Here is a 26,825-nt window from a genome sequence, read left to right as displayed (position 1 = left end):
CGATCACCCCGTGGCCGGAACTGACCCGGGGCAATCGATACCGAGCTGGGAGCGTGCAGATGTCCGCGGGCTTCGATCCTGTCGCTGATGACTTGTCCGGCGCGGAGGTCCGCCCGGGGGCCCAACTGGCCGCCCGGCTGACCGGACTTCCCGGGAGCGAGCAGTCCAGGCTTCTCCTCGACCTGGTCTGTGCGCAGGCCGCCGACATCCTCCGCAAGGCCCGTCCCGACACCGAACCGGTGGTCGCGACCGGAACCTCCTTCAAGGAACTGGGCCTGGACTCGATCGCCCTGGTCGACCTGCACGCCCGGATCAACGCCGCGACCGGGCTGTGCCTGCCGGTGACCGCCGCGTTCGACCACCCCAGCCCCGAGCTGCTGGCCGCGTACGTCCGTACGGAACTCCTGGGCGGACCCGCCGAGCCGGTGGCCGCGCACCCCGTCCCGGCCGCGGCCGCCCCCGAGGTCTTCGACGGCGAGCCCATCGCCGTCGTCGGCATCGGCGGCCGCTTCCCCGGCGGAGTCCGCTCGGCCGAGGAGCTGTGGGACCTCGTCGCCCGGGGCGGCACCGCCGTCGGCCCCTTCCCCGACAACCGCGGCTGGGACCTCGACGCGCTGTTCGACGACGACCCGGCCGCACCCGGCACCTGCTACACCCGCACCGGCGGGTTCCTGCACGACGCCGCCGAGTTCGACGCCGAGTTCTTCGGCATCAGCCCGCGCGAGGCGCTGGCCATGGACCCGCAGCAGCGGCTGCTGCTGGAGACCGCCTGGGAGGCGCTGGAGCGGACCGGCATCGACCCGACCTCGCTGCGCGGCACCCGCACCGGCGTCTTCATCGGCGCCGGCCCCTCCGAGTACGGGCCGCGGGTGCAGGACGCCCCCGAGAGCCTGACCGGCTACCTCGTCACCGGCGGCGCGCTCAGCGTCACCTCGGGGCGCGTCGCCTACGCGCTGGGCCTGGAGGGTCCGGCGCTCACCGTCGACACCGCGTGCTCGGGATCGCTGGTCTCGCTGCACCTGGCCGTGCAGTCGCTGCGCCGCGGCGAGTGCTCCATGGCCCTGGCCGGCGGTGTCACCGTACTGAGCACGCCCGGCCTGTTCACCGAGTTCAGCAGGCAGCGCGGGCTCGCTCCCGACGGTCAGATCAAGGCCTTCGCCGCGGGCGCCGACGGAACCTCCTTCGCCGAGGGCGTCGGCCTGCTCGTCGTGGAACGCCTCGACGACGCCCGCCGCAACGGACACCAGGTGCTCGCCGTCATCCGCGGATCGGCCGTCAACCAGGACGGCGCCAGCAACGGCCTCACCGCCCCCAGCGGCACGGCGCAGCAGCGCGTCATCCTGCAGGCCCTCGCCGACGCCGGGCTGTCCGGCGACGAGGTCGACGCGGTCGAGGCGCACGGCACCGGCACCACGCTGGGCGACCCGATCGAGGCCCGGGCGCTGATCGCCACCTACGGCAAGGACCGCCCCGAGGACCGGCCGCTGTGGCTCGGCTCGGTGAAGTCCAACCTGGGGCACACCCAGGCCGCGGCCGGTGTCGCCGGCCTGATGAAGATGATCATGGCGATGCGGCACGGCGTGCTCCCGCAGACCCTGCACGTCGACGCCCCCAGCGGGAACGTCGACTGGTCGGCCGGGACCGTACGGCTGCTCACCGAGCCCGTGCCGTGGCCGGCGGACGAGGACCGGCCGCGCCGGGCGGGCGTCTCCGGCTTCGGCATCAGCGGTACCAACGCGCACGTCATCGTGGAGGAGCCGCCCCGCGAGCCGGTGGCGGACACCGCCGCGCCGGCCGGTACGGGCACCGAGGCCCCCGCGCCCGCCGATACCGGCACCGACGCCCTCACGCCCGGCACCGTACCCGCCCTCGTACCGGTCTCCGGCCGCTCCGACGAGGGCCTGCGCGCTCAGGCCGCGCGGCTCGCGGAGTACCTGGCCGAACGGCCCGGGCTAACCCCCGGCGACGTCGGGCACTCGCTCGGCACCGGCCGGGCCGCCCTCGAACACCGCGCCACCGTCCTGGCCGCCGACCGGGAGGAGCTCCTGGAGGGGCTGCGAGCCCTCGCCGACGGACGGAGCACCCCGGGAACCCGGACCGGGGCCGTCCCCGCCGGGCGCCTCGCCTTCCTCTTCACCGGCCAGGGCAGCCAGCGCCTGGCCATGGGGCGACAGCTGTACGACACCCACCCCGTGTTCGCGGACGCCCTCGCCGACGCGATCGGCTGGCTCGACCTCCAGCTCGACACCTCCCTGTGGGACGTCCTCTTCGCCGAGCCCGGCTCCGAGGCCGCGGCCCTCCTCGACGAGACCCGCTACGCACAGACCGCCCTGTTCGCCGTCGAGACCGCCCTGTTCCGGCTCGTCGAGTCCTGGGGCGTCCGCCCCGACTTCCTCGCCGGCCACTCGATCGGCGAGATCGCGGCCGCCCACGCCGCGGGCGTCCTCAACCTGGAGGACGCGGCCACCCTCGTCGCCGCCCGCGGCCGCCTGATGCAGGAGCTGCCCCCGGGCGGCGCCATGGTCGCCGTACAGGCCACCGAGGAGGAGGTCCGCCCGTACCTCGGCGAGCAGGTCGCCGTCGCCGCCGTCAACGGCCCCGACTCGGTGGTCCTCTCGGGCGAGGAGACTGCCGTACGGGCGCTCGCCGACCGGTTCGCCGACCAGGGGCGCAAGACCAAGCGGCTCCAGGTCAGCCACGCCTTCCACTCGCCGCTCATGGAGCCGATGCTGGAGGAGTTCCGGCGGGTCGCGGGCATCCTCACCTACGCCGCGCCGCGCATCCCGATCGTCTCCACCGTCACCGGACGGCTCGCCACCTCCGAGGAACTGCGCTCGCCCGACTACTGGACCGGGCACGTCCGCGAGGCCGTCCGGTTCGCCGACGCCGTCGACTGGCTCGCCGGGCAGGGCGGCGTACGCACCTTCCTGGAGCTCGGCCCCGACGGGGTCCTCAGCGCGCTGGGCCAGAACTGCCTGCCCGAGGAGCGCGAGGCCGACACGGTCTTCGCGCCCGTGCTGCGCGCCGGCAAGGACGAGGTCCGCGAGGCGCTCGGCGCCGCCGCCCTCGCCCACACCCGCGGCGCCCTCCTCGACTGGGCCGCCGTGTACGAGGGACGCGACACCCGCCGCGTCGACCTGCCCACCTACGCCTTCCGCACGCGGCGCTACTGGCTCGCCCCCGAGCGGGCCGGCGGTGACCCCTCGGGGCTGGGCCAGCTCGCCGCAGAGCACCCGCTGCTGGGATCCGTCGTCGACCTCGCGGGCGTCGGCGGCACCGTCCTGACCGGCCGGCTGTCGCTGCGTACCCACCCGTGGATCGCCGACCACACCATCGCCGGGGTCACCCTGCTGCCCGGCACCGCCTTCGTGGAACTCGCCCTGCGGGCCGGCGCCGAGACCGGCTGCGCGCTGGTCGAGGAGCTGACGCTCCAGTCCCCGCTGGTCCTGCCCGAGTCGGGCGGAGTGGCGCTCCAGGTGGTCGTCGCCGCCCCTGACGAGGCCGGCCGCCGCGCCGTCGAGTGCTACTCGCGCCCCGACGTCGCCGACGGCGCCGACGAGGCCGAGGACGGCTGGGTGCGCCACGCCACCGGCGTCCTGGCGCCCGCCGCCCCGGAAGCGGACGCCGCCGCCCTCTCCGGCCCCTGGCCCCCGGCGGGCGCCGTCCCGCTGGACGTCAGCACCCTGTACGGCGACATGGCGGACGAGGGCTACGGCTACGGGCCCGCCTTCCACGGCGTCCAGGCCGCCTGGCTCCGCGACGGCGAGGTCTTCGCCGAGGTCGAGCCCCCGCAGCCGGCGCGCGCGGACGCCGCGGCCTACGGACTGCACCCCGCCCTGCTGGACGCCGCGCTGCACCCCGCCGACCACGCCCTGGCGGCCCGCGGCAGCCGACCCGAGGGCACCTGGATCCCCTTCTCCTGGAACGGGGTCACGCTGTACGCGTCCGGCGCCTCCGCCGTGCGCGTACGGATCACCGCGCGCGGGAGCGAGGAGCTCGCGGTCACCGTCGCCACCGCCGACGGCTCCCCCGTCGCCCGGGTCGACTCGCTGCTGCTGCGCGCCGTCACCGGGGCGCAGCTCGCCGGGGACCGGCCCGACCCGCTGCTGCGCGTGCAGTGGAACCCCCTCGAACTGCCCGCCGCCGCGGTCGGGTTCGCCGAGTTCGCGGATCTCGCCGACCTGGCGGACGGCCCCGTGCCGCCCGTCGTCGTCTACCGCACCCTGCCCACCCCGGACGGTGACCTGCCCGCCGCCGTCCGCACGGTGGCCGCCGACGCGCTGGCCGCCCTGCGGACCTGGCTGGAGAACGACCGCTACGCCGAGTCCCGCCTGGTCGTCGTCACCCGCGACGGCGCGGCCGTACCCGGCACCGACGTCGACCTGGCGCAGGCACCCGTCTGGGGTCTCGTACGGTCGGCCGAGGCGGAGAACCCCGGCCGCTTCACCCTCGTCGACACCGACGAGGCCGCGCTCGCCTCGCTCGGCCGCGCGCTCGCCGCCGCCGGCAGCGAACCCGAACTGGCCCTGCGGGGAACCGGGTCGTACGTGCCGAGGCTGGCCGCCGTACCCGCTCCCGCCGAGGAGCGCCCGGCCCCCTGGGACGGAACCGGCACCGTACTGATCACAGGCGGCACCGGCGGCGTCGGCGCGGAACTCGCCCGCCACCTGGTCCGGCGGCACGGCGTCCGCCACCTCCTGCTCACCAGCAGGCGCGGCCCGGACGCCCCCGGAGCGCGCGAACTCGTCGCCGACCTCGCCGCCCTGGGCGCCGAGGCCACCGTCACCGCCACGGACGTCGCCGACCGGGACGCCCTGGCCGCGCTGCTCGCCGCGATCCCGGCCGCGCACCCGCTGCGCGCCGTGGTGCACGCGGCCGGCGTCATCGACGACGGCCTGACCGGCTCCCTCACCGCACAGCGGCTCGACACCGTCATGCGGCCCAAGGTGGACGCGGCCTGGAACCTCCACGAGCTGACCGCGGGCCTCGGCCTCACCGCCTTCGTCCTCTTCTCCTCCGCGTCGACCGTCCTCGACGGCGCGGGCCAGGGCAACTACGCCGCCGCAAACCTCTTCCTCGACGCGCTGGCCGCCCGCCGCGCGGCGGCCGGCCAGGTCGTCACCTCCCTCGCCTGGGGCCTGTGGGCCGGCGGCGGCGGCATGGGCGCGACCCTCGACGCGGCCGCCCTCACCCGCATCGAGCGCCTCGGCCTCGACTCGCTGTCCTTCGAGGAGAACCTGGCCCAGCTGGACAAGGCCCTGGCCGGCCACGAGCCGGCGGTGGTCCCCGTACGCGTGAACCACCGTGCGGTACACGGCCGTTCCGACGGCACGCCCACCCTGCTGCGGGCCCTCGTACGCAGCTCCGTACGCCGCCAGGCGGCCGGGGCGTCCTCTGGCTCCGTGCCGGACGCCCAGGTGCCGCTCGGCGCGCGGCTCGCGGAACTCGGGGCGGCCGACCGTCTCGCCACGGTGCTGCGGCTGGTCCGTACCGAGGCCGCGGCCGTACTCGGCTACCAGAGCGCCGAAGAGGTCACCGCGACCCGGGCGTTCACCGAGACCGGCTTCGACTCGCTGGCCGCGGTGGAGCTGCGCAACCGCCTCGGCGCGGCCACCGGCCTGCGGCTCAGCGCCACCCTGACCTTCGACTACCCCACCGCGACCGCCCTGGCCGAGTACCTCGTCACCAAGCTCGTCGGCGCGGCCGCCCCCTCCACGGCCCCCGCCCCGGCCGCGCCCGGCGGGGAGGCCGCCACCGACACCGACCCGATCGTGATCGTCGGCATGGCTTGCCGTTACCCGGGCGGGGTGACCTCGCCCGAGGAGCTGTGGCAGCTGGTCGCGGACGGCGCGGACGCCGTCGGCCCCTTCCCCACCGACCGGGGCTGGGCGGACGACCTCTACGACCCGGAGATCGGCAAGCCCGGCAAGACGTACTCCACCGAGGGCGGATTCCTCTACGACGCGGCCCAGTTCGATCCGGCGTTCTTCGGGATCAGCCCGCGTGAGGCGCAGGCCATGGACCCGCAGCAGCGGCTGCTGCTGGAGGTCGCCTGGGAGACCTTCGAACGCGCCGGGATCGACCCCCGGTCCGTGAAGGGCAGCAACACCGGCGTGTTCGCCGGCGTGATGTACCACGACTGGGGGCTGCGGCTCGGCCCGCTCCCCGAGGACGTGGCCGGCTACCACGGCAACGGCAGCCTGGCCAGCGTGGTCTCCGGGCGGGTCTCCTACGCCCTGGGCCTCGAAGGCCCGGCGGTCAGCGTGGACACGGCCTGCTCCTCCTCGCTGGTCGCCCTGCACATGGCCGCGCGCTCGCTGCGCTCCGGCGAGTGCTCGCTGGCCCTCGCCGGCGGTGTCACCATCATGTCCACCCCGGACACCTTCCTCGACATGAGCCGCCAGCGCGGTCTCGCCGCCGACGGCCGCTGCAAGTCCTTCGGAGAGGGCGCGGACGGTACGGGCTGGGGCGAGGGCGCGGGCGTGCTGCTCCTGGAGCGGCTCTCGGACGCGCGGCGCAACGGACACCGGGTACTGGCCGTCGTGCGCGGCTCGGCACTCAACCAGGACGGCGCCTCCAACGGCCTGACCGCCCCGAACGGCCCCGCGCAGCAGCGGGTGATCCGCCAGGCACTGGCGGACGCCGGACTGACGGCGGCCGAGGTCGACGTGGTCGAGGCGCACGGCACGGGTACCCGGCTGGGCGACCCGATCGAGGCGCAGGCCCTGCTGGAGACGTACGGGCAGGAACGCCCCGAGGGGCGGCCGCTGTGGCTCGGTTCCATCAAGTCGAACATGGGGCACACGCAGGCCGCGGCCGGTGTCGCGGGCATCATCAAGATGGTCAAGGCGATGGACCACGGCGTGCTGCCGCGGACCCTGTACGCCGAGACGGCGTCCGACCAGGTGGACTGGTCGGCCGGTGAGGTGGAACTGCTCACCGAGGCCCGCGCATGGGTGGCGTCCGGCGGGGTGCGCAGGGCCGGTGTGTCCTCCTTCGGGATCAGCGGCACCAACGCCCACGTGATCATCGAGCAGGCGCCCGAGCAGGAGGCGCAGGAGGCGAGGGCCGCCGCGGCCGGGACCGGGCTCCCCGCCCTTCCCTGGGTGGTCTCCGGCGCCACCCCCGAGGCCCTGCGGGCCCAGGCCGACCGCCTGCGCGAGCGCCTCGCGGAACTCTCCGACGAGGAACTCGCCCCCGCCGCCGACGTACTGGCCACCGGACGCGCCGCCCTGGAGCACCGCGCAGTCGCCCTCGGCGCCGACCGCGCCGAGCTCTCCCGCTCGCTGGAGCAGCTCGCGGGCGCCGCCGCGGCCCAGGACGGCAAGACGGCCTTCCTCTTCACGGGACAGGGCGCCCAGCGGCTGGGAATGGGCCGCGAACTGTACGGATCCTTCCCCGTGTTCGCCGAGGCCTTCGACGCGGTGTGCGCGGAGACCGACCCGCACCTGGGCCGGTCCCTGCGCGAGGTGGTCTGGGGCGAGGACGCGGACGCGCTGAACGCGACCGCCATCGCCCAGCCCGCCCTGTTCGCCCTCGAAGTCGCCCTGTTCCGGCTGGTGGAGGCCTGGGGCCTCACACCCGACCTGGTCGCCGGTCACTCGATCGGCGAGCTGGCCGCCGCTCACGTCGCGGGGGTGCTGTCGCTGGCCGACGCGGCCCGGCTCGTCGTCGCACGCGGCCGGCTGATGCAGGCCCTGCCCGCCGGCGGCGCGATGGTCGCCGTCCAGGCCACCGAGGCGGAAGTCCTGCCGCTGCTCACCGACGAGGCGGGCATCGCGGCGGTCAACGGCCCGCGGTCCGTCGTCGTCTCGGGCATCGAGGCCGCTGTGCTGGCCGTGGGCGAGCACTTCGCCGCCATGGGCCGCAAGACCAGCCGCCTGTCGGTCTCGCACGCCTTCCACTCGGCGCTCATGGAACCCATGCTCGACGAACTGCGCGCCGTGGCCGAGCGGTTGACGTTCCACGAGCCGCGCATCCCCGTCGTCTCCACCGTCACCGGCGACACCTCCACGCGGTGGCAGTCACCGGCCTACTGGGCCGACCAGGTCCGCGAGCCCGTCCGCTTCGCCGACGCGGTCCGCCGCGCCGAGGAACTGGGCGCCCGTACCTTCGTCGAGATCGGCCCCGACGCGGTCCTCACCGCACTCGGCGCGGGCTCCGCCGCCCGCGAGGACACCGCCTTCGTGCCCCTGCTGCGCCGCGACCGCGACGAGGCCCGCGAGGCGCTCACCGGCATCGGCGCGGCCTGGGCGCGCGGCACCGCCGTCGACTGGACCGCCGTGCTCGGCGGCCCGGCCCGCCGCCCCGGCACCCTCGTCGACCTGCCCACCTACGCCTTCCAACGGGGGCGCTACTGGCTCGACGTACCGGCCAGGACCGGAGACGTCGGCTCGGCCGGCCTCGACGCCGTCGACCACCCCGTTCTCAGCGCGGCCGTCCTGTCGCCCGAGTCGGGCGCGGTCGTTCTGACCGGCAGGCTTTCCGCTGCCGGACACCCCTGGGTCGCCGACCACGGTGTGCACGGAGCCGTACTGCTCCCGGGCACCGGGTTCGTCGAACTCGCCGTACGCCTCGGCGACCAGGTCGGCTGCGACCTCCTGGAAGAAATGACCCTGGAGGCCCCCCTCGTCCTGCCCGCGACCGGTGGCGCCGCCCTGCGCGTCGCCGCAGGCGCCCCCGACGAGACCGGCCGCCGTCCCCTGCACATCCACTCCCGCCTGGACGGCGCCCCCGAGGGTGCCTGGACCCGCCACGCCACCGGCTTCCTCGCCACCGGTGAACCCCCGCGGGTCGAAGCGGACCTCACCCAGTGGCCGCCGCCCGGTGCCACCACCGTGGACGTGACCGGGGCGTACGAAAGCCTGCGCGAGCGCGGATACGGCTACGGGCCCGCCTTCCAGGGCCTGAAGGCGGCCTGGCGGCGGGGCGACGAACTGTTCGCCGAGGTCGCCCTGCCCGACACGGTGCGCGGCGAGGCCGGCGACTACGGCCTGCACCCGGCGCTCCTGGACACCGCCATGCACGTGGACGTCCTGGTCGACCAGGGCGAGGGCGGCACCGAAGCGCTGCTGCCCTTCGCCTGGAGCGGGGTCGCCCTGCACGCCACCGGAGCCGCGGCCCTGCGCGTGTACGTACGCCGCATCCGCGGCGCGGAGGAGTCGGCGATGGTCGTCGCCGACGAGACCGGCCGCCCCGTGATGACCGTGGGCTCGCTGATCTGCCGGCCCGTCTCCGCCGAACAGCTGGAGCCGGTGGACGGCACCCTCTCCGAAGCCCTGCAGCACATCGAGTGGACCCCGCTCCCCGAGCCGGCCGAAACCGTCCACTCCACCTCCACCGTCGTGCTCGACGAGTACGGGCTGGCCATCCTCGGCGACCCCTCGGCCGTCGTGCTGGCCTGCTGCCCCACCCCGGTGCGCAGGCCCCTGCTCGAAGCCACGCGCACGGTCACCTCGTACGTCCTCGGCCTGCTGCAGTCCTGGCTGACGGACGAGCGGTTCGAGTTCACCACCCTGCTCGTCGTCACCCGCGGCGCGGTCGCCACCACCGGCGACACCGCCCCCGATCTGACCCAGGCCCCCGTCTGGGGCATCGTCCGGGCGGCCCAGGCCGAGAACCCGGGAAGGATCGTCCTGCTCGACACCGACCCGGACGTCGACCCGGTGGAATTCCCGGGCATCGCGGCCGCGGCCCTGGCCCACGGCGAGCCCGAACTCGCCCTGCGCGACGGCCGATTCCTCATCCCGCGACTGGTACCCACGCCCGTACCCGAGGCGGACTCCCCCTGGAACGGCGACGGCACCGTCCTCGTCACGGGCGGCACCGGAGGCCTGGGCGCGCGCATCGCCCACCACCTCGTCACCCGGCACGGCGTACGCCACCTGCTGCTCACCAGCCGCCGCGGCCCGGACGCCCCCGGCGCCGCCGACCTGCGCGAGCGCCTCATCGAGGCCGGAGCCCTGGACGTCCGGGTCGCCGCCTGCGACGCGGCCGACCGCACCGCGCTGGCCGGCACCCTCGCCGGCATCCCCCACGAGCACCCGCTCACCGGCGTCGTCCACGCGGCGGGCGTGGTGGACCCCGGCCTCATCGGCACCCTCACCCCGGAACGCCTGGACACCGTCCTGCGCCCCAAGGCGGACGCCGCCTGGCACCTGCACGAACTCACCCGGGACCTCGCCCTGACGGCGTTCGTGCTGTTCTCCTCGGCCGGCGGACTCGTCCTGCCCGCCGGGCAAGGCAACTACGCGGCGGCCAACGTCTTCCTGGACGCACTGGCAGCGCACAGGCGCGCGGCCGGACTCCCCGCGACCTCCCTCGCCTACGGCCTGTGGGCGGTCAACACCGGCCTCGGCGGCGAGCTCACCGACGCCGACATCGAGAAGATGAACCGGCTCGGCCTCCCCGCCCTGCCCGCCGCGCACGGCCTCGAACTCTTCGACGAGGCCCTGCGCACCCGCCGCGCCCTGCTCGCCCCCCTCGTCGTCGACCCGGCTGCACTGCACGCCCGGGGCGCCGACGTCCCGCCGCTGCTGCGCGCCGCCGCGGCCGCCGGCCGGCCCACGACCCGCCGCACCGCGGCGAACGCCGCGCCCGTCGGCGACAGCCTCGCCCGCAGGCTGGCCGCCCTCGGCGCCGCCGAACGCCGCCGGGCCCTCCTCGACATGGTCGCCACGCAGGTCGCCGCCGTCCTCGGTCACGAGTCCGCGGACACCGTCGGTGCGGACCGTGCCTTCAAGGAACTGGGCTTCGACTCCCTGGCGGCCGTCGAACTGCGCAACGCGCTCAACTCCGCGACGGGCCTCCGGCTTCCCGTCACGCTCGTCTTCGACTACCCGACCACCCGCGCCGTCGCCGAGTACCTCGACACGGAACTCGGCGGCGCGGAACCGGAGACCGCCCCCGAGCACACCGCCCCGGTGGGCCTGTCGGACGACGAACCCATCGCGATCGTCGGCATCAGCTGCCGCTTCCCCGGCGGCGTACGCTCGGCCGAGGACCTGTGGGACCTCGTCGCCGAGGGCCGCGACGCCATAGCCGCCTTCCCCGCCGACCGCGGCTGGGACACCGACGGCATCTACGACCCGGAACCCGGCCTGCACGGCAAGACGTACGCCCGGGAAGGCGGATTCCTCTACGACGCCGCCGAGTTCGACCCGGCGTTCTTCGGGATCAGCCCCCGCGAGGCCATCGCCATGGACCCGCAGCAGCGGCTCCTGCTCCAGGCGGCCTGGGAGGCGTTCGAACGCGCCGGCATCGACCCCACGACCATGCGCGGCAGCCAGACCGGTGTCTACGCGGGCGTCATGTACCACGACTACGGCTCGCGCCTCCAGCACATCCCCGACGACGTCGCCGGCTACCTCGGCAACGGCACCGCGGCGTCCATCCTGACCGGCCGCGTCGCCTACACCCTCGGCCTCGAAGGTCCGGCGGTCAGCGTGGACACGGCCTGCTCCTCCTCCCTCGTCGCCCTCCACATGGCCTGCCAGGCACTGCGCCGCGGCGAGGTCGGGATGGCCCTGGCCGGCGGTGTCACGGTGATGTCGACACCCGAGATCTACGTCGAGTTCGCCCAGCAGCGCGGGCTGTCCGCCGACGGCCGGTGCAAGGCCTTCGCGGGCGGCGCGGACGGCACGGGCTGGGCGGAGGGAGTCGGCCTGCTGCTCGTCGAGCGGCTCTCCGACGCCCAGCGCCTGGGTCACGACGTCCTCGCCGTGATCCGCGGCTCGGCGATCAACCAGGACGGCGCCAGTAACGGCCTGACCGCCCCCAACGGTCCCTCGCAGCAGCGGGTCATCCAGCGCGCGCTCGCCACCTGCGGCCTCACCACCGCCGACGTGGACCTCGTCGAGGGCCACGGCACGGGCACCCGGCTGGGCGACCCGATCGAGGCGCAGGCGCTGCTCGCGACGTACGGCCGGGGGCGGCCCGCCGAGGACCCGGTGTGGCTGGGATCCATCAAGTCCAACATCGGACACGCCCAGGCCGCGGCCGGCGTCAGCGGCGTCATCAAGTCCGTCATGGCCCTCCGCAACGGCCTGATGCCCAAGACCCTCCACGTGGACGAGCCCTCGCCCGAGGTCGACTGGGAGGCCGGGAACGTACGGCTGCTCACCGAGGCCAGGCCGTGGCCCCGGCGGGCCGACCGGCCGCGCCGCGCCACCGTCTCCTCGTTCGGGCTGAGCGGTACCAACGCCCACCTGATCGTCGAGGAGGCGCCGGAGCCGGCCGTGGCACCCGCTCCTTCGGCGCCCGCGACGGCCGACGCGCCCGCGGCGTGGCCGCTCCTGCTGTCCGGCTCCGACGAGGACGGCCCGGCCCGCCAGGCACAGGCCCTGCGCGCCCGGCTGCTCGCCGATCCGGACCTGCACCTCGGCGACGTCGCCTACACCCTGGCCACCGGCCGTGCGGCGCTGGAACACCGCGGAGCGGTCCTGGCCGCGGACACCCCGAGCGCACTGCGCGAGCTCGACGCCTTCCTCGCCGGGGACGGCGCCCACGGATCCGCTCGGGCGGCCGGCCGGACGGCGTTCCTGTTCACGGGGCAGGGTGCGCAGCGGCTGGGGATGGGGCGGGAGTTGTACGAGTCCTTCCCGGTGTTCGCGGAGGCGTTCGACGCGGTGTGTGCGGAGATCGACGGGCATCTGGGGCGGTCGTTGCGTGAGGTGGTGTGGGGTGAGGATGCGGAGGCGTTGAACGCGACCGCGGTCACCCAGCCGGCGCTGTTCGCTTTCGAGGTGGCGTTGTTCCGGCTGGTCGAGGCGTGGGGTGTGAAGCCTGACGTGGTGGCCGGGCATTCGATCGGTGAGCTGGCGGCTGCGCATGTCGCCGGGGTGCTGTCGCTGGCGGATGCGGCGCGGCTGGTTGTGGCGCGTGGCCGTCTGATGCAGGCGCTGCCCACGGGTGGCGCGATGCTGGCTGTGCAGGCCGCGGAGGGGGAGGTGCTGTCGCTGCTGGGCGATGGTGTCGGTATCGCGGCGGTGAACGGTCCGCGGTCGGTGGTGGTCTCGGGTGTGGAGGCCGGGGTGCTGGCCGTGGGTGAGCACTTCGCGGCGGCGGGTCGCAAGACCAGCCGTCTGTCGGTGTCGCACGCGTTCCACTCGGCGTTGATGGACCCGATGCTGGACGAGTTCCGGGCCATAGCCGATGAGTTGACCTTCGCGGAGCCCCGTATCCCGGTGGTCTCCACGGTTTCGGGTGAGCTGTCGGAGGCGTGGCAGTCGCCCGAGTACTGGGTCGGGCAGGTCCGTGAGGCGGTGCGCTTCGCCGACGCGGTGCTCGCGCTGGAGCAGCAGGGTGTGACCCGGTTCCTGGAGATCGGTCCGGACGGGATCCTGACCGGCCTCGCCGCCCAGAGCCTGGACGACAGCCTGCTCGTCGCGGCCGTGCGCAAGAACCGCCCCGAGCCCGAGGCGCTGATCACGGCTCTCGCCCAGCTCCACGTCCACGGCGTGGCCGTGGACTGGGCGGCGTTCTACGCCGGTACCGGCGCCCGCCGCGTCGACCTGCCCACCTACGCCTTCCAGCGCACCCGCTACTGGCTCGACGCCCCCGCCGCCGTCGGCGACGCGGCCGGACTGGGCCAGCTCCCCGCCGGGCACCCCCTGCTCAGCGCGGTCGTCGTCTCGCCCGAGACCGGAGCCCCGGTCCTCACCGGCCGGATCTCCGTCCCCACGCATCCCTGGCTCGCCGACCACGCCGTACACGGCAGCGTCCTGCTGCCGGGCACCGCGTACGTGGAGATGGCGCTGCGCGCCGGACACGAGGCGGGCTGCGCCCAGCTGGAGGAGCTGACCCAGGAGACCCCGCTGCTGCTGCCCGGCAACACCGGAGTCGCCGTGCAGGTCGTCGTGGGCGAGGCCGATGGGACCGGGCGCCGGGACGTCACCGTGTACTCGCGCGCCGAGAACCTGGCCGCGGACGCCGCGTGGACCCGCAACGCCCGCGGTGTCCTCGCTCCCGAGCCGGTGGTCCCCGCCGCAGACCTGGAGACGTGGCCCCCGGCCGGCGCCGAGCCGGTGGACGTGAGCGGGATGTACGAGGACCTCGCCGGACTCGGATACGGGTACGGCCCGGTCTTCCAGGGCCTCACGACGGCCTGGCGGCGCGGCGACGAGCTCTTCGCCGAGATCGCGCTGCCCGACCACGCCCGCACCGACGCCGCCGCGTTCGCCCTGCACCCCGCCCTGCTCGACGCGGCCCTGCACGCGGAGCGGATCTTCGACGCGGATCATGAGGGTCCGGTCCGGGCTGCCCTGCCATTCGTCTGGAACGGCGTCACCCTGCACGCCACCGGAGCCGCCGCCCTGCGCGTGCGGCTGACCAAGCCCGGCCCCGACGCCGTCGCCCTGCGGATCACCGCACCGACCGGCGAGCCCGTGGCCACGGTGGAGTCCCTGGTGGTGCGCGAGGTGTCCGCCGAGCAGCTGGCGGGCGACGGCGACGGCCGCGGCGCGCAGTTGTTCCGCGTCGACTGGCAGGCCCACCAGCCGTCCGGCGCCCCGGCGTCGGCCCCGGTGACCCTGGACGACTGGGTGGTGGTCGGATCCGGCCTCGCCGGTTTCCGGTCGGTGTCCTCGCTCACCGACCTCGCGGCGGAGCAGCGGGTACCGGGCACGGTCGTGCTGACCGCACCGGACGTCTCCGATGTCTTCGGTACGACCGGCGGGGTCCCCGAGCAGGTCCGGACGTCCGTGGGCCGGCTCCTCGACGGGCTCGGGCAGTGGCTGGCCGACGAGCGGTTCGCCCATTCCCGTCTGGTGCTCGTCACCCGGAACGCGGTGGTGGCCGCGGACGGCGACGGCGTCGACTGCGTGCAGGCCCCGCTGTGGGGCGTGCTGCGCGCGGCGCAGGCCGAGAACCCGGGCCGCTTCACCGTCGTCGACCTCGACGGGGCGCCGGAATCGGTACGGGCCCTGCCCGCCGCCGTCGCCTCGGCGGAGACCGAGATCGCCGTCCGCCGTGGCGAGGTCCTCGTACCCCGCTACGCCGCCACCTCCGATGGTGCGCAGCCCCTGGCGTGGGACCCGGACGGCACCGTGCTGATCACCGGCGGCACCGGCCTGCTGGGCGCGGTGCTCGCCAGGCACCTCGTCGCCGAGGCCGGCGTACGCCACCTCGTGCTGACCAGCCGTCGCGGTACGGACGCCCCCGGAGCCGCCGAACTCCAGCAGGAACTCGCCGCGTCGGGCGCCACCGTACGGATCGCCGCGGTCGACGCCGCCGACCGGTACGCGCTCGCGGCCCTGCTGGACGAGATCCCCGCCGAGCACCCGCTGACCGGCGTCGTGCACGCGGCCGGAGTCATGGACAACGCCCTGGTCGGCGCGGTCACCAAGGAGCAGGTGAGCAAGGTGCTGCGGCCCAAGGTGGACGCGGCCTGGCACCTGCACGAGCTGACGAAGGACCTGGGCCTGACCGCCTTCGTCCTCTACTCCTCGGCCGGCGGCCAGATCCTGTCCGCCGGGCAGGCCACCTACGCGGCGGCGAACGTCTTCCTCGACGCGCTCGCCGCCGACCGCCGCGCCGCCGGACTCGCCGCCACCTCGCTGGCCTGGGGCCTGTGGGAGGGCACCGTCGGCGAGGGCCCGGAACTCACCGAGGCCGACCTGCGCCGGATGGGCCGCTCCGGAGTGCTGGAACTGTCCTTCGGCGACGGACTCGCCCTGTTCGACGCCGCGCTGGGCCGGGACGAGGCCCTGCTCGCACCCGTCCGGCTCGACCGTGCCGCGCTGCGCGAGCGGGCCGACGAGATCCCGGCCCTGCTGCGGGCCCTGGCCGGTCCGCCCGCCCGCAAGGGGCCCAAGCCCGCCGCGCTCCCGTCCGCCGGCTCCGGGGACACCGGCGGCTCCCTGGTGCGGGGCAAGCTGGCCGGGCTGGAGCGCGGACCGGAGCAGGTCCGCTACCTGGAGGAACTGGTACGGGGCCACGCGGCCGCCGTGCTCGGCCACGGCGACCCCTCGGGTGTCGCGGCCGACCGGGGCTTCACCGAGCTCGGACTGGACTCCCTCGGGGCGATCGAACTGCGCAACCGGCTCCAGAAGGCGACCGGGCTGCGGCTGCCCGCCACGCTGATGTTCGACTACCCCAACTCGGCGGCCCTGGCCGGGTTCCTGCTGGAGGAACTGGAGCCCGAGCCGGCGGCCGCGGCGGCCGCGGAGCCCCTGGACGAGGACGGCATCAGGCGGGCCCTGCTGTCGATCCCGGCGGCGCGCCTGCGCGAATCCGGCCTCCTCGACGCGCTGCTCGGCCTGGCGCAGGCACAGGACGGTCCGGCCGGGCCGAACGCCCCGTCGGCCGATCAGGGCGCGGCCATCGAGGAGATGGACGTGGACGACCTCGTACGAGCCGCCCTGGCCGGCGGCGAACTCAGCTGACCCCGACCTGAATTATGAGGATGACGTGAGCACATCGGTGGAACAGGTCGTAGCAGCGCTGCGCAAGTCACTCACGGACAACGAGCGGCTGCGCGAGGAGAACGCCCGGCTCACCGCCGCGAGCAACGACCCGATCGCGATCGTGGCGATGGCGTGCCGCTACCCGGGCGGGGCCGGCACGCCGGAGGACCTGTGGCGGCTCGTCGCCGACGGAACGGACGCGGTGTCCGGCTTCCCGGCCGACCGGGGCTGGGATCCGGGCGTCTACGACCCGGAGCCCGGGGTGCCGGGCAAGTCGTACGCCCGCGACGGCGCGTTCCTGTACGACGCTGCCGAGTTCGACCCGGCGTTCTTCGGGATCAGCCCGCGCGAGGCGCTGACCATGGATCCCCAGCAGCGGCTGCTGCTGGAGATCTCCTGGGAGGCCATCGAGCGGGCCGGGGTCGACCCGGCCACGCTGAAGGGCAGCCGGACCGGTGTGTACGCCGGGGTGATGTACCACGACTACGCGGACGGCAGCGCGGGCAGTTTCGTCTCCGGCCGCACCGCGTACACGCTCGGCCTCGAAGGTCCGGCGGTCACCGTGGACACGGCGTGCTCGTCGTCGCTGGTCGCGCTGCACATGGCGGCGCAGGCGCTGAGGTCGGGGGAGTGCTCCCTGGCCCTGGCGGGCGGTGTGACCGTGATGTCCACGCCCGACATGCTCGTGTACTTCAGCGAGCAGCGCGGTCTCGCGCCCGACGGCCGCTGCAAGCCGTTCGCGGCGGCCGCGGACGGCACGGGCTGGGGCGAGGGCGCGGGCGTCCTGCTGCTGGAGCGGCTCTCCGACGCCCGGCGCAACGGGCACCCGGTGCTCGCGCTGGTCAGCGGCTCGGCCGTCAATCAGGACGGCGCGTCCAGCGCCATGACCGTCCCCAACGGTCCGGCGCAGCAGCGGGTCATCCGCCAGGCCCTGGCGGACGCCGGGATATCGGCGGCCGAGGTCGACGCGGTCGAGGCGCACGGCACGGGCACCCGGCTGGGCGACCCGATCGAGGCGCAGGCGCTGCTGGCCACGTACGGGCGGGGGCGCCCTGCGGAGCGGCCGCTGTGGCTGGGCTCCGTCAAGTCCAACTTCGGGCACACGCAGGCCGCGGCGGGTGTCGCGGGCATCATCAAGATGGTCATGGCGATGCGGCACGGAGTGCTGCCGCGGACCCTGCACGTGGACGCGCCCTCGGATCAGGTCGACTGGTCCGCGGGAAGCGTGGAACTGCTCACCGAGGCCCGGGAATGGCAGGCCGGGGGTCGGCCGCGGCGTGCGGGGATCTCCTCGTTCGGGCTGAGCGGGACCAACGCGCACGTGATCGTGGAGCAGGCGCCGGCCGAGGAGCCGGCGTCCGAGGAGGTGACGGCGGGATCGCTGCCGCCGGTGCTGCCGTGGCCGGTGTCCGCGAAGACCGCGCAGGCCCTGGCGGACCAGGCGGCGGGCCTCCTCGCGGGGGTGGGTGGTGACGGCGCGCTCCGGCCGGTGGACGTCGGCCACTCCCTGGCGGTCTCCCGCACCCTGTTCGAACACCGGGCCGTGGTCGTCGGCGACCGCGAGTGCGGGCTCGCCGCCCTCGCGGCGGGCGAGGAACACCCCGGCGTGGTGACCGGCCAGGCACGGACCGGCGGGCGGACCGCCTTCCTGTTCACCGGTCAGGGTGCGCAACGCCTCGGCATGGGGCGGGAGTTGTACGAGTCCTTCCCGGTGTTCGCCGAGGCCTTCGACGCGGTGTGTGCGGAGATCGACCCGCATCTGGGGCGGCCGCTGCGTGAGGTGGTGTGGGGTGAGGACGCGGAGGCGCTGAACGCGACCGCGGTCACCCAGCCCGCGCTGTTCGCGCTTGAGGTTGCGTTGTTCCGGCTGGTCGAGGCGTGGGGTGTGAAGCCCGATGTGGTGGCCGGGCATTCGATCGGTGAGCTGGCCGCCGCACACGCGGTAGGGGTGCTGTCGCTCGCCGACGCGGCCCGGCTGGTCGTGGCGCGTGGCCGACTGATGCAGGCACTGCCCGCCGGTGGCGCGATGCTGGCCGTGCAGGCCGCGGAGGCGGAGGTGCTGCCGCTGCTGACCGATGGTGTCGGTATCGCGGCGGTCAACGGGCCCGAATCCGTGGTCGTTTCGGGCGCCGAGGACGGGGTCCTGGCCGTGGGTGAGCACTTCACCGCGGCCGGACGCAAGACCAGCCGGCTGTCGGTCTCGCACGCGTTCCACTCCTCGCTGATGGACCCGATGCTGGACGAGTTCCGGTCCGTGGCACAGCAGTTGACGTACGCCGAGCCGCGGACCCCGGTCGTGTCCACGGTGACGGGCGGGCCGAGCCAGGCGTGGCGGTCGCCCGAGTACTGGGTCGGCCAGGTCCGTGAGGCCGTCCGTTTCGCAGACGCCGTGCGCACGCTGGAACAGCAGGGCGTCACCCGCTTCCTGGAGATCGGCCCCGACGGCATCCTCACCGGACTCGCCCAGCAGAGCGCCACCTTCGACCAGGCGGTCCTCGTACCGGCCCTGCGCCGCAGCCGCCCCGAACCCGAAGCGCTGGTCGCAGCCCTCGCGCAGCTGCACGTGGACGGCGTACGCGTCGACTGGGAGGCGTACTACGCAGGCACCGGCGCCCAGCGCGTCGACCTCCCCACCTACCCCTTCCAGCGCACCCGCTTCTGGATCGACGCGGTGCGGGCGGCGACGGCCCACGCGCACCCGCTGCTCGGCGCGGTGGTGACCCTGGCCGACTCCGGCGGCGCCGTCCTCACCGGACGGCTCGCCGTCGCCGCGCAGCCGTGGCTCGCCGACCACGTGGTCCGGGACGCGATCCTCTTCCCCGGCTCGGGATTCGTGGAACTGGCGATCCGCGCGGGCGACCACACGGGCTGCGACGTCCTCGAAGAGCTCGCTCTGCACGCGCCCCTCGTACTGCCCGAGGACGGCGCCGTCGCCGTACAGGTGGTCGTCGGCGCGGCAGACGGGACCGGGCGCCGCTCGGTCGGGGTTTACGCGCGGGACGAGAGCCTCCCGGACTCCGACTGGAACCTGCACGCGGAAGGCGTACTGGCCGAAGGCGCGGACACGCCCGCCTTCGACCTGGCCGCCGCCTGGCCCCCGCCCGGCGCGGTTCCGCTCCCTCTCGACGGCGCGTACGAGGCCCTGAGCGAGCGCGGTCTCGCCTACGGGCCGGCCTTCCAGGGCCTGACCGCCGCCTGGCGGCAGGACGGAGCCGTCTACGCCGAGGTGACGCTGGGCCAGTCCGTCGGCGACGAGGCGGACGCGTACGGGCTGCACCCGGCGCTGCTGGACGCCTCGATGCACGCCGCGCTGGTGGACGGCGCCGACGGCGACGACGGCGCCACGGTCCTGCCGTTCGTCTGGAAGGACGTCCGGCTGTTCGCGGCCGGCACGTCGGCGGCCCGCGTACGCATTTCCCGGCCCACCCCGCAGAGCCTCTCCCTGGAGATCGCGGACGCGGGCGGCGCCCCGGTCGCCGCGGTCGGTGGTGTCGTCGGCCGCGCCGTGGAGGAGTCCGGGACCGGCGGCCCTGCCGCGGACCCGCTCTACCGCGTCGTATGGCAGCCGGCGGCCGACACCGCCGCCCCGGGTGAGTGGACGCGGTGGGAGGACGTGCCCGCCGAGGGCCCCGTCGACGACACGGTCGTCCTGGAGTGCGCGGTGACCGGCCAGGACGTGCCGTCCGCCGTCCACGCCCTCGCCGGCCGGGTCCTGGAGGTACTGCAGACGTGGCTGGCCGACCAGAGGTTCGCCGCGTCGACCCTCGTGGTCGTCACGCGCGGTGCGGTCGCGGTCGGTGACGGCGATCCGGTCGACGTGCGCCAGGCACCGGTGTGGGGCCTGGTGCGGGCGGCGCAGGCGGAGAACCCCGGCCGGTTCGTGCTCCTGGACACGGAGGACGGGGCCGAGGGCTCCGGCCTCGTACGGGCCCAGGGCGAACCGGAGTCGGCCGTACGCGACGGCCGGGTACTGGTTCCCCGGCTGGTCCGGGTCGCGGCCGCGACCGGACCCGAGACCGTGTGGGACCCGGACGGGACGGTCCTCGTCACCGGCGGCACCGGCGGCCTGGGCGCCCTGGTGGCCCGGCACCTGGCGACAGAGCGCGGGGTCCGGCATCTGCTGCTGGTCGGCCGGCGGGGCGCGGACGCACCGGGCGTCACCGAACTCGTCGCCGGTCTGGAGGAGTTGGGCGCGCGCGTCTCGGTCGCCGCGTGCGACGTGTCCGACCGGGACGCCCTCGCGGCGCTCCTGGCCGGGATGGATCCCGCGCACCCGCTGCGCGGAGTCGTCCACGCGGCGGGCGTACTCGACGACGCGATGATCACCTCGCTCACCGCCGAGCGCGTGACCGGCGTCCTCGCCCCCAAGGCGGATGCCGCCTGGCACCTGCACGAGCTGACCGAAGGCCTCGGCCTCACCGCGTTCGTCCTCTTCTCGTCCGTCGCCGGCACCCTCGGCTCGACGGGACAGGGCAACTACGCCGCCGCCAACGCCTTCCTCGACGCCCTGGCCGCCCACCGTCGCGCCGGCGGACTCGCCGCCGTCTCCATGGCCTTCGGGCTGTGGGACACCGCGGGCGGCATGGGCACCCGGCTCGGCTCCGCCGAACTGGAGCGGATGCGCCAGGCGGGCACCCCCGCCATCCCCGCCGACCGCGGCCTCGCCCTCTTCGACGCCGCGCTGCGATCGGGCGCCGCCGCCACCGTGCCGGTCCGCCTGGACCTCGGCGTGCTGCGCGCTCACGCCGACGGGATCCCCGCCCTGCTGCTCGGCCTCGTACGCACGCCGGGCCGCCGGACGACCCGTACCGGATCCGGCTCCCCGGCACTGCGCGGCAGGCTCGCCGGTCTGACCGGAGCGGACCGCGCGGCCGCCGTGCTCGACCTGGTCCGTACGACGGTCGCGACGGTCCTGGGACACGCCTCGGGCGACGCCATCGAACCAGGGCGCGCCTTCGACGAGCTGGGCTTCGACTCGCTGACCGCCGTCGAACTGCGCAACCGGCTCGACTCGGCCACCGGACTGCGGCTTCCGGCCACGCTGATCTTCGACTACCCGACGGCCGAAGCGGCCGCGGCGCACGTGCGGGAACTCCTGGACGGCACCCCGGACGCGGGCTCCGCGCAGGGGGCGGCCGTCGTCGTCCGCGCCACGGACGACGACCCGATCGTGATCGTCGGCATGGCCTGCCGCTACCCGGGCGGGGTGACCACGCCGGACGGCCTGTGGCGGCTGGTCGCCGACGGCGTGGACGCGATCGCCCCCCTGCCCGACGACCGGGGCTGGGATCCGGGCGTCTACGACCCGGAACCCGGCGTGCCGGGCAAGTCGTACGCCCGCGACGGAGGTTTCCTCTACGACGCGGCCGAGTTCGACCCGGCGTTCTTCGGGATCAGCCCGCGCGAGGCGCTGACCATGGACCCGCAGCAGCGGCTGCTGCTGGAGATCTCCTGGGAGGCCATCGAGCGCGCGGGAGTCGACCCGGGCGTGCTCAAGGGCAGCCGGACGGGCGTGTACGCCGGTGTGATGTACCACGACTACGCGGGCGGCACAGCAGGCAGTCTCGTCTCCGGCCGGGTCGCCTACACCCTGGGGCTGGAGGGCCCCGCCGTGACGGTCGACACGGCGTGCTCGTCCTCGCTGGTCGCGCTGCACATGGCGGCGCAGGCGCTGAGGTCGGGGGAGTGCTCCCTGGCCCTGGCGGGCGGTGTGACGGTGATGTCCACGCCCGACATGCTCGTGTACTTCAGCGAGCAGCGCGGCCTGTCCTTGGACGGCCGGTGCAAGTCCTTCGGCGCGGGCGCGGACGGTACCGGCTGGGGCGAGGGAGCCGGAATGCTGCTCCTGGAGCGGCTTTCGGACGCCCGGCGCAACGGGCACCCGGTCCTGGCGACGGTGCGCGGTTCGGCGCTGAACCAGGACGGCGCGTCGAACGGTCTGACCGCGCCGAACGGTCCCGCGCAGCAGCGGGTGATCCGGCAGGCCCTGGCGGACGCCGGTCTTTCGGCGGCCGAGGTGGACGCGGTGGAGGCGCACGGCACGGGTACCCGGCTGGGCGACCCCATCGAGGCGCAGGCGCTGCTGGCCACGTACGGACAGGGGCGCGCCGAGGGGCAGCCGCTGTGGCTGGGCTCCGTCAAGTCCAACTTCGGTCACACGCAGGCGGCCGCCGGTGTCGCGGGCATCATCAAGATGGTGATGGCGATGCGGCACGGTGTGCTGCCGCCGACCCTGCACGCCGAGGAGCGCTCGGACCAGATCGACTGGTCGGCGGGTGACGTGGAACTGCTGACCGAGGCGCGAGAGTGGGACGCACCGGACCGGCCGCGCCGGGCCGCCGTCTCCTCGTTCGGGCTGAGCGGGACGAACGCGCACGTGATCGTCGAGGAGGCGCCGCGGGACGCCGTGGCCGAAGCCGCCGACGAGCAGGGGGCCGGACTGCCCGTCGTGCCGTGGGTGCTGTCGGCGAAGTCCGCGAAGGCGCTGGCCGGCCAGGCCGAGCGGCTGCTCGCGGTGGCGGACGCTTACCGTCCCGAGGACATCGGGCACGCCCTCGCCACCTCGCGCGGTGCCATGGAGCACCGGGCGGTGATCGTGGGCGATGACCGCCCGGGCGCCCTCGCGGCGCTGGCCGCGGGGCAGCAGTACCCGGGCATGGTCAGCGGGGCGGTGGCGAAGGGCCGGACTGCGTTCCTGTTCACCGGCCAGGGTGCGCAACGCCTCGGCATGGGGCGGGAGTTGTACGCCTCCTTCCCGGTGTTCGCGGAGGCGTTCGACGCGGTGTGTGCGGAGATCGACCCGCATCTGGGGCGGTCGCTGCGTGAGGTGGTGTGGGGTGAGGACGCGGAGGCGCTGAACGCGACCGCGATGACCCAGCCGGCGCTGTTCGCGCTTGAGGTGGCGTTGTTCCGGCTGGTCGAGGCGTGGGGTGTGAAGCCTGACGTGGTGGCCGGGCATTCGATCGGTGAGCTGGCGGCCGCGCATGTCGCCGGGGTGCTGTCGCTGGCGGACGCGGCGCGGCTGGTGGTGGCGCGTGGCCGTCTGATGCAGGCGCTGCCCACGGGTGGCGCGATGCTGGCCGTGCAGGCCACGGAGGCGGAGGTGCTGCCGCTGCTGGGCGATGGTGTCGGTATCGCGGCGGTGAACGGTCCGCGGTCGGTGGTGGTCTCGGGTGTCGAGGCCGGGGTGCTGGCCGTGGGTGAGCACTTCGCGGCGGCCGGCCGCAAGACCAGCCGTCTGTCGGTGTCGCACGCGTTCCACTCGGCGTTGATGGACCCGATGCTGGACGAGTTCCGGTCCGTTGCCGAGGCGTTGACCTTCAGCGCTCCTCGTGTGCCGGTCGTGTCCACGGTTTCGGGTGAGCTGACCGAGGCGTGGCGGTCGGCGGAGTACTGGGTCGGGCAGGTCCGTGAGGCGGTGCGCTTCGCCGACGCGGTGCTCGCGCTGGAGCAGCAGGGTGTGACCCGGTTCCTGGAGATCGGTCCGGACGGGATCCTGACCGGCCTCGCCGCGCAGAGCCTGGACGACAGCCTGCTCGTCGCGGCCGTGCGCAAGAACCGCCCCGAGCCCGAGGCGCTGATCACGGCTCTCGCCCAGCTCCACGTCCACGGCGTGGCCGTGGACTGGGCGGCGTTCTACGCCGGTACCGGCGCCCGCCGCGTCGACCTGCCGACGTACGCCTTCCAGCACACCCGCTACTGGATGACGGCTCCTTCGGCGGTCGGCGGAACTGCCGACACCGGGCAGGTCGGGATCGACCACCCCGTGCTGCGGGCCGCCGTCGAGCTGCCCGACGACGGGGGAGCGGTACTCACAGGCCGGCTGTCCGCGAGCAGCCACGCCTGGATCACCGACCACGACGTCCTGGGGAACGTCCTGCTGCCCGGTACCGGCTTCGTGGAGCTGGCGGTACGCGCAGGCGTTCAGGTGGGCTGCGGACTGCTCGAAGAACTCACCTTGCAGGCTCCGCTGATCCTGCCCGATCGGGGCGGCCTCGCCGTCCAGGTAGTCGTCGGCCCGGCCGACGGGACGGGGCGCCGGACCGTGGCGGTCCACTCGCGCGCCGACGACCAGCCGGACCTGCCGTGGGCCCGCCACGCCGAAGGCGTGCTGTCGCCGCCGCCCGCGGTCTCCGGGGAGGCGCTCACCAACTGGCCGCCGACGGGAGCCGAGGAGCTTTCCGTCTCCGCCGCCTACCCGGACCTCGCCGCCGTCGGCTATCACTACGGGCCCGTCTTCCAGGGCCTCAAGGCGGCCTGGCGGCTCGGCGACGCCCTCTACGCCGAGGTGTCCCTGCCGGAGCGGGCCCACGAGGACGCCGCCCGGTTCGGGCTCCACCCCGCCCTGCTCGACGCGGCCATGCACGTCGGCCTGCTCGGCATTCCGGGCCGCGAGGGCGGCGGACAGACCCTGCTGCCCTTCGCCTGGAACGGAGTCGCGCTGCATTCCCCGGGAGCCAAGGCCCTGCGGGTGCGGATCACCCCCGTCGCCCAGCAGGACGGCCTCTCGCTCACCGTCGCCGACGAGCACGGCAATCCCGTGCTGTCGGTCGAGTCCCTGCTCTCCCGGCCCGTGTCGGCGGAACAGCTGACCGCGGGCACCGGAAACGCGTTGCTCCACGTGGAGTGGCAGCCCGCCCCGCCGCTCGCTCCGGCTGCCGCGCCCGAGGCCGTGGTCCTGGACTGTGCCGCGGTGCCGGCCACCGCCGACGTGCTCGCGGACGTACGGATCCACGCGCAGCGGGTCCTGACAGCGGTGCAGGAGTGGCTGGCGGACGACCGCGCCGACGGCGCGGTGCTGGCGGTGGTCACGCGGGGTGCGGTGGCCGTCGTGGACGGAGAGGCCGTCGATGTGCGGCAGGCTCCGGTGTGGGGTCTGGTGCGTGCGGCGCAGGCGGAGAACCCGGGCCGGTTCGTGCTGGTGGACACCGACGGGTCGGTCGATATCGGCGCGGCCCTGTCCCAGGGTGAGCCGGAGTCGGCCGTACGCGCGGGTGACGTGCTGGTTCCGAGGCTGTCGCGGTTGACGGCCGACACGGATGACACCGGGCCCGCGTGGGACAGCACGGGAACGGTTCTGATCACCGGCGGCACCGGCGGTCTGGGCGCCCTGGTGGCCCGCCACCTCGTCGCCGAGCACGGGGTGCGTCATCTGCTGCTGGCCGGCCGGCGGGGCGCGGACGCGCCCGGCGTCGGCGAACTCGTCGCCGATCTGACGGGGTCGGGTGCGCGGGTCACGGTCGCGGCCTGCGATGTCGCGGACCGGGAGGCGCTCGCCGCCCTGCTGGACGGTGTGGATCCGGCGGCTCCGCTGTCGGGTGTGGTGCATGTCGCGGGCGTCGCGGACAACGGTGTGGTCGGCGCCCTCACCCCTGAGCGCATGGACGCCGTCCTGCGCCCGAAGGCGGACGCGGCCTGGCACCTGCACGAGCTGACCCGGCACCTGGACCTGTCGGCGTTCGTCATGTTCTCCTCCGCCGGCGGCCTGGTGCTGGCGGCCGGCCAGGGCAACTACGCGGCCGCCAACGTCTTCCTCGACGCACTGGCCGCTCACCGCCGCGCCGAGGGGCTGGCGGCCACCGCGATGGCCTTCGGTCTCTGGGACGTCAGCACCGGCATGGCCGCCCACCTCACCGAAGCGGACCTGGAGCGCATGCGCCGAGCCGGCACGCCCGCCCTGTCGGAGAAGGAAGCGCTCGCCCTGTTCGACGCCTCGCTGGCGTCGGGCAGGCCGGTGACCGTCCCGCTCCAGGTGGACCCGGCCGCGTTGCGTACCCGGAGCGACGAACTGCCCGCCCTGCTCAGGGGGTTGGTCCCGGCCACGCGCAAGCGGGCCGCGGCGGGGCGGGCGTCCACGGCCGGCGCCCCGCTGGCCGAGCGCATCGCAGGGCATGACGAGGAGGAGCGGAACCGGATCATCCTGGACGTCGTACGGGGCCACGCGGCGGCCGTACTCGGTCACGCCTCCGGCGACGCCATCGAACCCGACCGTGCCTTCGGTGAGTTGGGCTTCGACTCGCTCGGCTCGGTGGAGCTGCGCAACCAGCTGAACGCGGCCAGCGGGCTGCGGCTGCCCGCCACGCTGATCTTCGACTACCCGAGTGCGGCGGAGGTCGCCGCCTACATCGCCGCGCGTCTTGTGCCCGCCGTACCCGCATCGGGGGTGGAGTCCGACCTGGAAAGGCTGGCGTCCCTCCTGATGACCGCCGCCCCGCCCGCCGGCCCCGACAGGGCGCGGCTGGCCGAGCGGCTGCGGGAACTGGCAGGCAGGCTCGACGGACCACTGATGGACGCCCAGGGGTATGCCACGCCGGAGATCCCGGACCGTGGCCAGGAGGACCTGAACGAGGTCACCGCGGACGAGCTGTTCGACATCCTCGACAACGAGCTCGGCACCCCCGCGACCCCCTGACCGCCTGACCC

2 protein-coding genes are annotated in these 26,825 nt (G+C 74.9%); both read left to right on the top strand.

Going from position 1 to position 26,825, the window contains the following annotated elements:
- Positions 1 to 92: 92 nt before the first annotated feature.
- Complete coding sequence (locus tag ACFYOB_RS14030; protein ID WP_388559341.1) at positions 93 to 16,382, top strand: SDR family NAD(P)-dependent oxidoreductase; 16,290 nt, start codon at positions 93 to 95, stop codon at positions 16,380 to 16,382.
- 25 nt (positions 16,383 to 16,407) lie between these two features.
- Entirely contained in the window at positions 16,408 to 26,814 is a 10,407-nt protein-coding gene (locus ACFYOB_RS14025) for an SDR family NAD(P)-dependent oxidoreductase (protein WP_388559338.1), read from the top strand.
- Positions 26,815 to 26,825: the final 11 nt, after the last annotated feature.

The organism is Streptomyces sp. NPDC006463 (assembly GCF_042870715.1).
GTDB lineage: Bacteria > Actinomycetota > Actinomycetes > Streptomycetales > Streptomycetaceae > Streptomyces.
Note: the sequence above shows the minus strand (reverse complement) of the source record. Positions and strands in the feature narration are given on the sequence as shown.